Genomic DNA, 12230 nt, shown 5'->3' with positions numbered 1-12230 from the left:
AAGCTACGAAAGAGGGGACGGCACCACCAGCACAGTGACAGGGATCTATCGAATCAGCCAGAAGTCGATCGCCACCCGTTATGCTGCCGCTGTTACGGTCAGCGCCATGGTCGCGGTGTGGCGGATCGCGGGCTACCACCGGGCCGACACGCCCGTGACCGGGCAGGTCACCAAGTTCGGCGGGCAACCCGGCTGGCTCGGTGCGCCGCAGTGGCCGCTCGGCGCGGCGCGGGGCACGCCGATGCGCTTCCTCTGCCAGATCGTGCTGGAAGCCGAGCTGGTCGGCGACGGACCGGGACGGCTCGCCTACGTCTTCGTCAGCCACGGTGACCACGGGCACGACGCCGAGGACTTCGACCCGGACGTCGTCTTCCCCGACGGCGGCGAGAACGCGGTGATCGTCCAGCCCGGCGCCTTCACCGGGCCGACCATCCCGCTGACCAGCGGCCCGACGCTCTACCACGGGGACGGGTCGCCCGCGGAGTACACGGTCGACCTGGTCCGCGACGAGGACCCCGAGCCGATGTCGCCCGAGGCGTACCTGGCGCTACCGCCCGAACGGCGGGACCAGTGTTTCCAGGCGCTCGACGTGGAGGACTCCTAGCGCGATGGTCAGGGTCGAACAACGGGGGAAACGCCGAAAGTGCTCGTTCGGCAGTCCCCGTGCCTGCCGAACGAGCACCTGTCAGATTCTCCCTCAGCAGGAGGCGGTTACGTTTCCGCAGTAGATCCAGCCGTAAACGTAGGTGGTGGGGCTGTCCCGGTACCTCACGTAGTACCACCGGTTGTCGTACTGGTTGTCGGCGTAGTGGCTCCACTGGAGCGTCAGGTGGGGACTGAGGTTGATGACCGTGCCGCAGGTCGACTCATAGCACGTCCTGATTGGTCCGCCGAGAGACGTGGTCCACGTCCACGTGGCCTGGGTGCCGACAGCTGCGCTTGCTGCCGTCTGCCCCGTTGGCTGCCCGGTCGCGCCGGCGGGGGACGCGAGCAGTCCCAGTGTCGCCAGGCATGCCACGGCGACAGGAGCGACTTTCAATCTCATACCCATGTCAGCTCCCCGTTCAATTCTGAGGTGTTCAGTAACCCGCGAAGAAATACCAGACGCATTCGAGGAATGGGTGCTGGTCGACCGAAGACCCGCCGCAGATGTGGACCGACGAGGCCGGGCAGCACAAATTCTGCTGGCGCCGAACGGGTCGGGTCAACCGCGGACGGCGGCCCGGACAGTCCGTCCCTGTCCGGGCAGCTCACCGCCTTGTCCGGGACTGTGTCCGGCGCCTGTCCGAAGCCTGTCCGGCGACGCCGGCAAGATCATCCATGGATCTTGCTCGATGATGGCGCCGTCGCGATGATATGGACATGAGTAACCAAGGGGACTTGACGCCGCAAGACGCTCGGGACGTTGTCGAGTTCGTCGCCCTGTTGGGAGAGCTCAAGAAGCAGTCGCGGCTGACGTACCGGCAATTGGAGCGGCGCGCCTCCGAACAGGGCGAGGTCCTGGCCCGCAGCACGCTGGCCGACGTCCTGGCTGGTCGGACGGCGCCGCGCCCCGAACTGCTGGCCACCTTCGTACGAGCGTGCGGCGACGGCGACCGGGTGGAGATCTGGCTTCGGGCCTGGAACGAGATCGTCGAGCGACAGAACGCGACCGACGTCGGCGGCGGAGTCGGGAGTGGAGCCGGAGGCGGGGTCGAGATGATCGAGCCGACCCGACCGACCCCGCCGGCCAGGAAGCCGTACCGGGTTTTGGCGCTGGCCGTGTCGGCGTCGGCGGCCGTGGTCCTGGGCGTCGTCGGGGTCTGGATATTCGCCATCCCCGATCAACCGGCGGAGCCGCGCACAGCCGACCAGCGCTCGGAGTCCACTCCCCCTGGCAACGCGCCGGCTCTACCGAACGGCTGGGTACGCATCCGGCCCGTCACGGCTCCCGAACTCTGCCTGACCGACGGACGCGTCAGAGACCGCCGCTACACCCCCTTGGTGGCCGTGCAGCGCCCCTGCGACAGCGTGGCCCCGCAGGGCACCATGCTGGAACCCATGGGCGGTGACCTCTACCGGATCCAGTGGCACCATCCCGACTATGGCGTGGGCTGCCTCAAGGTATTGACCGAGGGACCCGGGGCCGGGTTGTTGGAGCCGATCGACGACTGCGCCCAGGACAGCCGCTTTCACCTCGAACCATCCGGACCGTACGGGGACAACATGTACGTACTGCGCGTGGACGGTCAGGGGTGCGTGGGCATCAGCGGGTCCGACGAAACCGAGGGTACCGAGGCGCTGATGGAGCGGTGCGTGGGAAAGGGCGGCCAGGTCTTCTTCGTCGAGCCCGCGTCCGGAACGGCCGGGTCATGAGCCGACCGTGGCGTCGCACCGCCGCCAGCGGTGTGGCGCGGCGACCGGTTCGCCGCCGCGCCACGGGTGCCGCTCCGGGGGGGGTTCGGGTCAGCCGGCGCTACAGGAGACCGTCGGCCAGGTCGTGTTGCCGTTGCCCTGGATGGTGACGCCCCAGTTGTTGCCGTTGCCGTTGGGCGTGGCGGTCAACACCTGGGCGCTGGGATAGGTGGCGCTGACGTTCCAGGTGGAGAGGACCCTCGCCGGGGACGGGACGTTCATCGTCACGGTCCAGTTGGTGGCGCCGGACACCGCGACGTTGAGGTTGTAGCGGTCGCTCCACTGCTGTCCCGCGGAGAGCGTGGCGGTGCAGCTGCCGCCACCACCGCCCCCGCCACCACCGCCGCCGGAACCGCCCAGCGTGATGTTGGAACTGCCGCTGCTCTGATATCCCTCGGTTGCGAGAATCATGTAGTTGTGGCTGCCCAGACTCATTCCGTTACGGGCCCACGCGTCGAAGTGGTTGCCACTGGTGATGGTGCCGCCGGTCCGCTTCGCCTGCCGGACGCTCCAGTACTGGTAGAAGGTGGCGATGCCGATGATCGAGGGTTGATTGACCCGCTGCGTCTGGTAGATGTCGTACGTGCCGCCGTCGCTGGTGACCGTGCCCTTGTACGTTCCCGTGGGCCGGTAGGTGCCCCAGTTGTCGACGACGTAGTACTCGATCAGCGGGTTGGTGGTCCACCCGTAGAGGGTCAGGTACGCGTTGCCGGACGGGTTGAAGCTGCCCGAGTAGGTCACGCTCCGGCGTCCGCCGGTGCTCCAGCCCTTGCCCGCGACGAAGTTACCGGTGTTGCGCCACGAGGTGCTGTAGTTGCCGCCGGACCCCAGTTCCATCGAGACCGATCCGGGGCTGTCGGTCCAGAACGAGTAGAAGTAGCCGTTGTTCGTGCCGGTCTGGTTCGAGGTGATGGCCGCGTACGCGATGCCGGGCAGCATCGTCGTGGCCGCGGTCAGCGCCACGGCGCAGGCGCTGCCGATGAGCAGTCTGATGCGGCCGAGTCTGCGGCTTTTCGGGTGGGCCGGGGCGTTGCTCATGTGCGTGCTTCCTCCTGGTGAGGGCTGGCGGGAGGCCAGGCAGCGCGATACGACCCGGCGAGGCTGTCGGCGGTCGGGGTGGTGGCCCGCGCGGCGGCGTCGTACAACGCGGTGGTGGTGGGCCGGTCGTCGTGCGGGTTGACGACCGGAGGTGCAGGTCGCGGTGGGTGGTACGGATCGACAGGGGTGGACGCCTGTCGATGGCGCCAGTATTGGTTCGACTTCGTCGCACTGTCAACAACTTCCGGAAACATTTCGGAAACACGATCTTAAGACAGCAGTCCACGATGGAGCGTTCGGCGTGGTAGCCGACCAGGCCTGATCGACCAGCTTCGGAGTTGATCGATGGATCGCTCCGGCCCAGGATCAGAATTTGACGCTAGTACCGGAAGTTTCCCGGTCCATATCGGACGGACGCGGTGGGATCGAACACGCGACGTCACTGACCGGCCGGCTGCGGGACGGACGGGCGCCCCTCCCGCTGGGTGATGCGCGCTCCGGTCGGCCGCATGAAGACGAACACGAGCAGGCTGGCGAGCACACCGGCGGCTCCGGCCACGGCGAACGTCGCCTGCACGCCGGTCACCGCCGCGGCGTGCGTCGCGCCGTCGAGCAGCACCCGCCCGTCCGGCGGGGCCGCTTGCAGCAGATTGTTCGTCTGTCCACCGGCAACGGCGTGGGCGACGCGGTCCGCGTCCGGGATGCCGCGCCCGGACAGGCTGTCCTGCGCGCGGGCGACGAAGACGCTGCCCAGGGCGGCGACACCGAAGGCGTAGCCGAGCTGGCGGGCGGTGTTGACCGCGCCACCGGCCATGCCGCCACGCACGGCCGGCACCAGGGACATGGCGGCCGAGCCGAGGATCGGCGTCGCCAGGCCGACACCGGCGCCGATCACCGCCAGCCCCGGCACCAGCGCCGGCCAACCGGCCGAACCCCGCAACAGTACGGCCGTGAGCAGGCTGCCGAGGCCGACGAGCAGCAGCCCCGCCCCGATCACCAGGTCCGGTCGCCGGCCGTGCAGCACCCGCCCGAGCACCGCCGAGACGGCGAACGCCATCACGGACATCGGCAGCCCGGTGAGTCCCGCCCCGATCGCGCTGAGCCCCAGCACCGACTGCAACCAGATCGAGGTGTACGCGAACGTGGCGAAGGCCGCGAACGTCAGCAGCGCCCCGGCGAGCAGCACCCCGACGAACGACCGGTTGCCCAGCAGGGTGAGGTCGAACATGGCGTGCCGCGAGCGCGACTCGACCAGCACGAACACCGTCAGCAGCACCGCCGCCAGCCCGAGCAGCCCCCAGACCCCGGCGTCGGACCAGCCGGCCCCGTTCGCGCGGATGAGCGCGTACGTGGCGGCGGCTGCGGCGGCGGTGAAGCTGGCCATGCCGCCGATGTCCACCCTGCCGCCGCGCTCCGGCCGGTGGGGGTCGCCGAGCAGGGTGACGCACACGGCGAGGGCGACGGCGCTGATCGGCAGGTTGACAAAGAAGATCCAGCGCCACGACGCGCCGTCGGTGAGCAGCCCGCCGAGGATCGGGCCGACCGCCGCCGAGGCGCCCGAGACCGCACCCCAGATGCCGTACGCACTGCCCCGGTCGCGGCCGACGTAGGCGCTGTTGAGCAGGGCGAACGTGGTCGCGAACAGGGCCGCCGCGCCGACGCCCTGCACCGTACGGGCGGCGATCAGCGCCCCCGGGTTGGGTGCGAGACCGCAGGCCAGTGAGGAGGTCGCGAAGATCGCGAGCCCGACGACGTAGACGCGGCGGTGCCCCAGCAGGTCGGCGATCGAGCCGACGCCGAGCACCAGGGCGCCCAGCGCGAGGGCGTACGCGTTGATGACCCATTGCAGTGCCCCGAACGACGCGTCGAGGTCGTCGACCATGTCGGGCAGGGCCACGTTCGCGATCGTGACGTCGATCAGCAGCATGAACGTACCCAGGCAGACCGAGATCAGCGGGAGCCATTTGCGCATGTCGCTACCTGTTCCTCGGGAACCGGAGACGGGATGGTTCGGCCTGGCGACGGGACGGGTCCCGGCCGGCCGCGTTACCCGCGTTGGACCGCTCGATGGACAAACGAGTGAGCTCCTCGGGCCGCATGGCCGTCCCGCATTCCGGCACGATCTGTCCGGAACACCCGCCTCGCCGGGCCCCGCCCACCGGTCAGAGCAGCCGCAGCCGGTCGCGGAGGAAGCGACGTTCCGCCTCGGTGGGCGCGAGGTCGAGCGCCGTACGGTAACTCGCGTCGGCCTCGGCCCTGCTCCCGAGACGTCGCAGCAGGTCCGCCCGGGTGGCATGCAGCAGGTGGTACCCGTCGAGCTGCCCGGTCGCGGCGATGGCGTCGACCAGCGGCAACGCCGCCCCGGGACCGTCGGCCATGCCGATCGCCACGGCCCGGTTCAGCTCCACGATCACGCTCGGTGCCACGAGCGCGAGTTGTGCGTACAGTCCGACGATCTGGGGCCAGTCGGTCCGGGCCGCGACCGGCGCGGTGGCGTGGCACGCCGCGATGGCCGCCTGGATCTGGAACGGCCCGGCCCGGCGTCGGCGCAGCGCCCGTTGCAGGATCGTGTCACCCTCGGCGATCTGCGCCCGGTCCCACCGCGAGCGGTCCTGTTCGTCCAGCGGGACCAGGCCGCCGTCGGCGTCGATCCGCGCCGACCGTCGGGCGTCGTGCAGCAGCATCAGCGCGAGCATGCCGTGCGCCTCGGGCTCGTCGGGCATCAGTGCCGTCAGCACGCGCGCGAGCCGGATGGCCTCCCGGGACAGCCGAACCTTCCGCAGGTCACCGTATCCCTCGTTGAACAGCAGATAAAGCACATGGAGTACGGCGGGAAGGCGCTCCGGAAGCAGGTGCGCCGGTGGTACGCGGAACGGGATGCCGGCGTGGGCGATCTTCCGCTTGGCCCGGAAGAGGCGTTGACCCATGGTGCGTTCCGGCACCAGGAACGCGCGGGCGATCTCGGCCGTGCTCATGCCGGTCAGGCTCCGCAGGGTCAACGCCACCTGGGCTTCGAGGTTCAGCGACGGATGGCAGCAGGTGAACATGAGTTCGAGGCGTTCGTCGGGAATGTCGCTGTCACTCGCGTACGGCGGGGTCGGCTCGGGTTCCATGGCGGCCACCTCTCGCAGCTTCGCCGCCTCGGTCGACGCGCGGCGGATCCGGTCGACGGCGCGGTTGCGGGCGGTCGTCGTGAGCCAGGCCAGCGGCTGCTCCGGTACGCCCGACTCCGGCCATGTGCGCAGCGCCTGTGCGAACGCGTCCTGTGCACACTCCTCGGCCAGGTCCCAGTTGCCGCCGGTGAACCGGATCATGGCGGCCACGATCCGGCTCCACCCGTCGGCGTAGAGATCGGCGATCCGGTCCCTGACCTGCGCGGTCACTCGTCCCCGTCCGCTTTCGCCGCTCGCCCGTTCCCGCTACCCATCGGTTCTCGCTACTCGTGCTCGTCGTCCGGCCAGAACGGGCGCAACTCGATCGCGCCGGCCCAGGCCATCGGGTGTCGGGAGGCGACCTCGACGGCCTCGTCGAGGTCGGCGCATTCGAGGATGTCGAAGCCGGCCATCAGGTCCTTGGTCTCCGCGTACGGACCGTCGGTGAGCAGCACCTCCCGGTTGCGTACCCGGACCGTGGTGGCATCGCTGGCCATCCGGGTGCGGCTACCCATCAGCCGGATGCCCTTCGCGTCCATCTCGCTGGCCCAGTCCTCGACGTCCGGGGCGCCATCGTCCTGGCCGGGGGTGTACTCCGGGTCCGTGCACACCAACATCAGGTACTTCATCGGGTAACTCCAATCGCGGGCTCGGCGCCGTCGCTCAACTCGTAGTGCCAGACCGAGCCGACCCGGCCGGCGTCGTCCAGGACCGTCCAGGCGAAGGTGCCCGGCCGCTCCGCCTCGGTGACCACGCAGGTCACCGTACCCATACGTCCGTTGGCGAAGCGGTTGCCGACTACATCCATCACGACTTCTCCTTCCCGTTCGTCAACTGGATGACGAACGGGTGGGGCGCTCCACTACCGGTCCACCTCAAGATCTTTTGTACGACGCTCGGGCGTCGGCGGCCGTACGCGGCGGTTGCGGCCAGGTGGTCACTCACCGCTACCGGGCGACGGATCCGGCAGTTTGTCTGCCGGAAAGTTTCCGGGACCTGAGGCCGGTCGCCGACCGGTTGCGGGCGGCACTCCCGAACGGCGTGACCGGGTGCGATCGCGGTGACCAGCGAGTGAGGGCCCATCGGAATTACCGAAACTTTCGGAAACAGGATTGACACTCGGCGATATTCTGCTCGACACTTGGGAGGCTTGGCATTCGTGATCATCGATCATTTCGGTCGCTCGTCATCCCCCAACCGGCTCGTCATCCCCCAACCGGAAGGAGCCCTAGTGATCATCAGCTCGGGCCGCCCCAGGATCCGTTCGACAGTCGTCGCGCTGGCGGTAGCGGCGCTCACGGTCGCCGGAGCGGTCACCGCAGTAGCGAGAACCACCACCGCCCAGGCCGCCGCCGGCGACATCGGCGCCGCCGCACTCGTCGAGGACGAGGGTGCCGACTGCGCCGTGTCCCTGCCCGGCTCGCTGACCGCCAACTCCAGGCTTCCCGATCCGTTCAAGAAGATCGACGGCGCGCGGATCACCGCCAAGTCCGACTGGCGATGCCGGCGGGCCGAGATCAGGGAACAGGCGGAGCGCTACGTCTACGGCGACAAGCCGGCAAAGCCGGCGAGCGTCACCGGGACGGTCTCGAACAGCAACATCACCGTGAACGTGGCGCACAACGGCAGGAACTCCACCTTCTCCGCGAGCGTCCAGCTGCCCAGTGGCACCGGCCCGTTCCCGGCCGTAGTCGTACTGGGTGGTTTCGGCGCGGACACGGCCGCCATCAGGGCCGCCGGTGCCGCCGTCATCAACTACGACCCCTATGCCGTCGGCCGAGAGGGCACCCCACGGAACAACAAGCAGGGCGCCTTCTACACCATCTACGGCGCCACCAGCAGCACCGGGCTGCTGATGGCCTGGTCCTGGGGGGTCAGCCGGATCATCGACGTCATCGAGCAGTCGGGCGGCAACATCCTCCGGCCCGATGCGACCGGCGTCACCGGATGCTCCCGGTTCGGCAAGGGCGCCTTCGTCATCGGCGCCTTCGACCAGCGGATCGCGTTGACCATGCCGATCGAGTCCGGTAGTGCCGGCGTGCCGATCTTCCGCGGGATCCCCGGCGAGGGCGCCCAGAGCCTGAGCAGCGCGTACGGTGAGCAGCCGTGGCTGGGCGACGCGTTCGGCTCCTTCACCAGCAGCCCGAACAACCTGCCGGTGGACACCCACCAGATGGTGGCCATGGTCGCGCCGCGCGGATTGTTCATCATGGACAACCCCCACATCGCCAACCTGGGTCCCCGGTCCGCGAGCGTGGCCGCCCTGGGCGGCGCGGAGGTCTACAAGGCGCTCGGGGCGGGGAGCAACATCACCTACTGGTCCGACATCCAGGACGGTAGCCACTGCGCCAACCGGGCCGAGTGGCGTACGCCGTTGCAGCAGAACATCCAGAAGTTCCTGCTGGGGACGGGTAACGCGCCCGGCACGATCAGGATATCGAGCCGGGCGGCCGGCGACCTGGCCCAGTGGCGGGACTGGCAGACCCCGACCCTCACCGACGGCCCCACCACCCCGCCCACGACACCGTCGACCACTCCCCCGACCACCCCGCCCACCACACCTCCGACCACCCCGCCGACCACCCCGCCCCCGACCACGCCACCCCCGACCACTCCCCCGGTCGGTGGCGGGTGCTCGGCGTCGGTGTCGGTCAACCAGTGGACCGGCGGTTTCGTCGCCACCGTACGGGTGACCGCCGGCTCCTCGCCGGTCAACGGCTGGACGGTCGCCGTGCCGCTGCCGTCGGGCGCCAGCGTCACCAACGCGTGGAACGCCAACCGCAGCGGCAACACCGGCACGGTCCAGTTCACCAACGTGGCCTACAACGGATCCATCGCCGCCGGTCAGTCGATCGAGTTCGGCTTCCAGGGCACCGGCACGGGCACGGGCATCACCCCCACCTGCTCGGCCGGCTAGTTCCCGGGCTCGGACAGGTTTCCGGGGCCCGGTACCGAGGCGACAAGCCTCCGTACCGGGCCCCTCCCTGTGCTTTCAAGCCGAATTTAGACTTTTTGCCGTACGCATGGTGTTTCATCCTTTTCTTCCTGTCTCGGCGGCCACAGACTCTGGCTGGTGAGCTTCCCGCGATTCCGGGGAAGCGACCTTGACCGCCCTACCGACGATCTTCGCGAGATACGGCCTGCCGACCATCTGAGCGCAGACAGTCACCGAAGGACGACAGGAATGACTCAGACCCGCAGCGACAACCGCACGCCCGCCCGGAGTTCCTCGGGGGTGGGCCGGTGACCGCCGTGAGCACCGACCAGGTGATGAGCCTGCCGCAGGGGGACGTACGCCTACTGGAAAGCGCCGTGGCGCAACGCCTGCTCGGCGGAACCGAACTGGCCCGGATCGCGTACGTGGCCGCCGACGACACCCCACGGATCGTCCCGATGCTCTTCCACTGGACCGGGACCGAGGTGGTGATGTCCACGTTCGGCGGGGCGAAGGTCGCCGCCCTGCGGGCTCGCCCGGCCGTCGCCGTCACCATCGACGCCGCCAGCACCCCGCCGGAGGTCCTGCTCATCCGGGGCCGGGCCGAGGTCACCGACATCGAGGGGATCGTCCCGGAGTACGCGCTGGCCATGCACCGTTACGCCGGCCCGGAGCAGGGCGCCGCGAACGTCGCCGCGGTCGATCACCCCGACACCAGGATGGTCCGGATCGCGGTCCGCCCGACCTGGGTCGGCGTACTGGACTTTCAGACCCGGATGCCGGGTGGGGCAAGCCCCGAGGAGTTCAACCGGCGGGGACAGTCCTGAGCGGCCGGACCGGTCCGCCGAAGATCAGGTCGAGGTGGTTGTCCAGCGCCGCCGGGCCCTGCTCGGCGCCGTACCGGCCACCGAGCAGGTAGACGGTCCCGGCTACCGGAAGGAGTCGGCGTAGTCCTCGGCCCACTGGCCGAAGGTGCGGGCGGGGCGGCCGGTCAGCCGTGTCACCAGCGCGGCCCACTCCTCGTTCACCGGGGCGGGATCGCGGGCGGAGTCGGCCCAGACCCCGAACATCCAGTCGACGAAGACCGCCGGATAGCCGTCCCGGATCCACTGCTCACGGGCCCGTACCGGATCGTCCTCCTCGAACCCGACCTCCTCCCCGAGCGCGACGCCGATCAGCCGCACCTGCTCGGCCGTGGTCAGCGCCTCCGGTCCGGCGAACGTGTACGTCGTACCGGCGTGACCCTCCCCGGTCAGCACCGCCGCGATCACCTCGGCGACGTCCGCCTCGTGCGTCGGCTGGGTCACCGCGTTGCCGTACGGCCGCCGGACCAGCCGCCGCGCGCGGATGGCAGGTGCCCAGCCGAGCCAGTTGCCGGCGAACTCCCCCGGCCGCACGTGCGTCCACTCCAGGCCGGACCGCTCGGCGGCGCGTTCCACGGCGAGGTAACCGCGATCGGTCCACGCCTCGTCGTCGGCCGCCGCTCCGGAGAGGACCACTATTGCGCGTACGCCGGCCGCGCGGGCCATCGCGACCACCTCCGGCGCGGTCTGCGGGGCCGCCGGGACCAGGTACAACCGGTCCACCGACCGCAGCGCGTCGCGGATCGTCGCGGGCCGTTCGAGGTCGCCCGCGAACAGTTCGACGCCGTCGGGCAGGCCGGCTCTTTCCGGCGTACGGGTAAGGGCCCGGACCGGCTCGCCGACGCGGACCAGTTCGTCCACGATCCGCCGGCCCATGAAACCGGTGGCCCCGGTCAGCAGGATTGTCATGCGACTCCTCCCGTCCGGGCGGTCGGCCGGAAGTCGTCCGCGTGGTCGACGGCCCACTGGGCGAAGGTGCGTGCTGGTCGTCCGGTGATCCGTTGGTAGGTGTCGGTGGGCGGCAGCAGGTCCGGCCCGTCGACGGCGGCGGCCAGCAACTCGATCAGCCAGTCGGCGGTCCCCCGGTCGTAACCGTCGGCCAACCACTGGTCGCGGGCCTGCTCCGGGGTCAGCTCCTCGAACCGGAGGTCCAGCCCGATCGCCGCACCGATCGCGGCCACCTGCTCGGCCTGGCTGACCTTCGCCGGGCCGGTGAGCGTGTGGGCCGCGCCGAGGTGTCCGTCACCGAGCAGGGCGGCGGCGGCCACGTCGGCGACGTCGGCCTCGTGCACCCACGGAAACCCGGCCGAGGCGTACGGCGCCCGCACCACCTGTCGACTCCGGATCCGGTCGGCCCAGTTCAGGGCGCCCACCGCGAGCAGACCCGGCCGTACATGGGTCCACTCGGCGCCGCTGGCCTCCACCATCCGTTCGACCGCCCGGTGGGCCGACCGTTCCTCGGCAAGGTGCCGCCGCAGGGCGCTGATCTGCGGGTCGTCCGGAGCGTCGGCGGACTCGAACCCGGCCGCGGCGGCCGAGTGCACCACGAACCGGCGCACGCCGGCCCCTACCGCCAGGTCCACGAACCCGCCGCCGGGCTCGCCGTCGACCTCGACAAAGGGAAACAGGTAGATCCGCTCGACTCCGTCGAGCACCGCCGGCCAGGTCTCGGGCCGCCGGAAATCACCCCGGACCACCTCGACGCCGACCCGTGGCGGGACAGACTGCGGGTCGCGGGTCATCGCTCGTACCCGCCGGCCGGCGGCGACCAGGCGGTCCACCACCCGACGGCCGGTGTTCCCGGAGGCACCGGTCACTAGGATTGTCATGTTGCTCCTGTCCGGATCC

General features: G+C 70.0%; 12 protein-coding genes. 4 read left to right on the top strand and 8 right to left on the bottom strand.

All coding sequences use genetic code 11. The features are described from left to right. The first annotated feature begins 106 nt into the window (after positions 1–106). Together OG792_RS13050 and OG792_RS13045 are read left to right on the top strand one after the other, a co-directional pair. A complete protein-coding gene (locus OG792_RS13050; protein WP_329109727.1) occupies positions 107–604 on the top strand; it encodes a hypothetical protein in 498 nt (165 codons plus the stop codon). Positions 605–1362: 758 nt separating this feature from the next. Further along, the gene (locus tag OG792_RS13045) at positions 1363–2355 is read left to right on the top strand and encodes an RICIN domain-containing protein (RefSeq protein ID WP_329109725.1); all 993 of its coding nucleotides are present in this window, start codon (positions 1363–1365) and stop codon (positions 2353–2355) included. Between the two features lie 90 nt (positions 2356–2445). On the opposite strand, the gene OG792_RS13040 is transcribed toward OG792_RS13045, so the two are convergent. From OG792_RS13040 to OG792_RS13020, 5 genes are all read right to left on the bottom strand, one after another. Then, positions 2446–3432, bottom strand: coding sequence for a glycoside hydrolase family 11 protein (locus OG792_RS13040; RefSeq protein ID WP_329109723.1), 987 nt, complete (start codon positions 3430–3432; stop codon positions 2446–2448). Between the two features lie 439 nt (positions 3433–3871). Further along, positions 3872–5404, bottom strand: coding sequence for an MFS transporter (locus OG792_RS13035; RefSeq protein WP_329109721.1), 1533 nt, complete (start codon positions 5402–5404; stop codon positions 3872–3874). 190 nt (positions 5405–5594) lie between these two features. Beyond that, on the bottom strand, positions 5595–6815 hold the full coding sequence (locus OG792_RS13030) for an RNA polymerase sigma factor (RefSeq protein WP_329109720.1): 1221 nt from the start codon (positions 6813–6815) through the stop codon (positions 5595–5597). 53 nt (positions 6816–6868) lie between these two features. Continuing rightward, positions 6869–7213 (bottom strand): YciI family protein, encoded by a 345-nt coding sequence (locus OG792_RS13025; protein WP_329109719.1) that lies wholly within the window; start codon positions 7211–7213, stop codon positions 6869–6871. Beyond that, positions 7210–7395: a hypothetical protein gene (locus tag OG792_RS13020; protein ID WP_329109717.1), complete on the bottom strand. Its 186-nt coding sequence runs from the start codon at positions 7393–7395 to the stop codon at positions 7210–7212. Before OG792_RS13020 ends, OG792_RS13025 begins: the two co-directional genes overlap by 4 nt. A gap of 420 nt (positions 7396–7815) precedes the next feature. On the opposite strand from OG792_RS13020, the gene OG792_RS13015 reads away from it, so the two are divergent. Both OG792_RS13015 and OG792_RS13010 read left to right on the top strand, forming a co-directional pair. Further along, positions 7816–9501: a glucuronyl esterase domain-containing protein gene (locus OG792_RS13015; protein WP_329109715.1), complete on the top strand. Its 1686-nt coding sequence runs from the start codon at positions 7816–7818 to the stop codon at positions 9499–9501. Positions 9502–9827: 326 nt separating this feature from the next. Next, a complete protein-coding gene (locus OG792_RS13010; protein WP_329109714.1) occupies positions 9828–10346 on the top strand; it encodes a pyridoxamine 5'-phosphate oxidase family protein in 519 nt (172 codons plus the stop codon). On the opposite strand, the gene OG792_RS13005 is transcribed toward OG792_RS13010, so the two are convergent. From OG792_RS13005 to OG792_RS12995, 3 genes are read right to left on the bottom strand one after another with little or no spacing between them, the layout of a single operon-like run. Next, positions 10324–10482 (bottom strand): hypothetical protein, encoded by a 159-nt coding sequence (locus tag OG792_RS13005; protein WP_329109712.1) that lies wholly within the window; start codon positions 10480–10482, stop codon positions 10324–10326. The two genes, OG792_RS13010 and OG792_RS13005, sit on opposite strands and share 23 nt — an antisense overlap. Then, on the bottom strand, positions 10449–11291 hold the full coding sequence (locus tag OG792_RS13000; RefSeq protein ID WP_329109710.1) for an NAD(P)H-binding protein: 843 nt from the start codon (positions 11289–11291) through the stop codon (positions 10449–10451). Before OG792_RS13000 ends, OG792_RS13005 begins: the two co-directional genes overlap by 34 nt. Then, positions 11288–12211 carry an NAD(P)H-binding protein gene (locus OG792_RS12995; protein ID WP_329109708.1) on the bottom strand — a complete coding sequence of 308 codons (924 nt, stop codon included), beginning with the start codon at positions 12209–12211 and terminating at the stop codon, positions 11288–11290. The genes OG792_RS13000 and OG792_RS12995 overlap by 4 nt, the downstream gene beginning before the upstream one ends. Between the last annotated feature and the right edge of the window lie 19 nt (positions 12212–12230).

The sequence above is a fragment of the Micromonospora sp. NBC_01699 genome (genome assembly GCF_036250065.1).
In the GTDB taxonomy this organism is placed as follows: Bacteria; Actinomycetota; Actinomycetes; order Mycobacteriales; family Micromonosporaceae; genus Micromonospora_G.
This window is presented reverse-complemented; position numbering and strand designations above follow the sequence as displayed.

What these genes read in the sequence shown, in the direction of transcription:
- OG792_RS13050 (WP_329109727.1), top strand. Translation starts at nt 107, where the DNA reads ATGGTCGCGGTGTGGCGGATCGCGGGCTACCACCGGGCCGACACGCCC.
- OG792_RS13045 (WP_329109725.1), top strand. Translation starts at nt 1,363, where the DNA reads ATGAGTAACCAAGGGGACTTGACGCCGCAAGACGCTCGGGACGTTGTC.
- OG792_RS13040 (WP_329109723.1), bottom strand. Translation starts at nt 3,432, where the DNA reads ATGAGCAACGCCCCGGCCCACCCGAAAAGCCGCAGACTCGGCCGCATC.
- OG792_RS13035 (WP_329109721.1), bottom strand. Translation starts at nt 5,404, where the DNA reads ATGCGCAAATGGCTCCCGCTGATCTCGGTCTGCCTGGGTACGTTCATG.
- OG792_RS13025 (WP_329109719.1), bottom strand. Translation starts at nt 7,213, where the DNA reads ATGAAGTACCTGATGTTGGTGTGCACGGACCCGGAGTACACCCCCGGC.
- OG792_RS13000 (WP_329109710.1), bottom strand. Translation starts at nt 11,291, where the DNA reads ATGACAATCCTGCTGACCGGGGCCACCGGTTTCATGGGCCGGCGGATC.
- OG792_RS12995 (WP_329109708.1), bottom strand. Translation starts at nt 12,211, where the DNA reads ATGACAATCCTAGTGACCGGTGCCTCCGGGAACACCGGCCGTCGGGTG.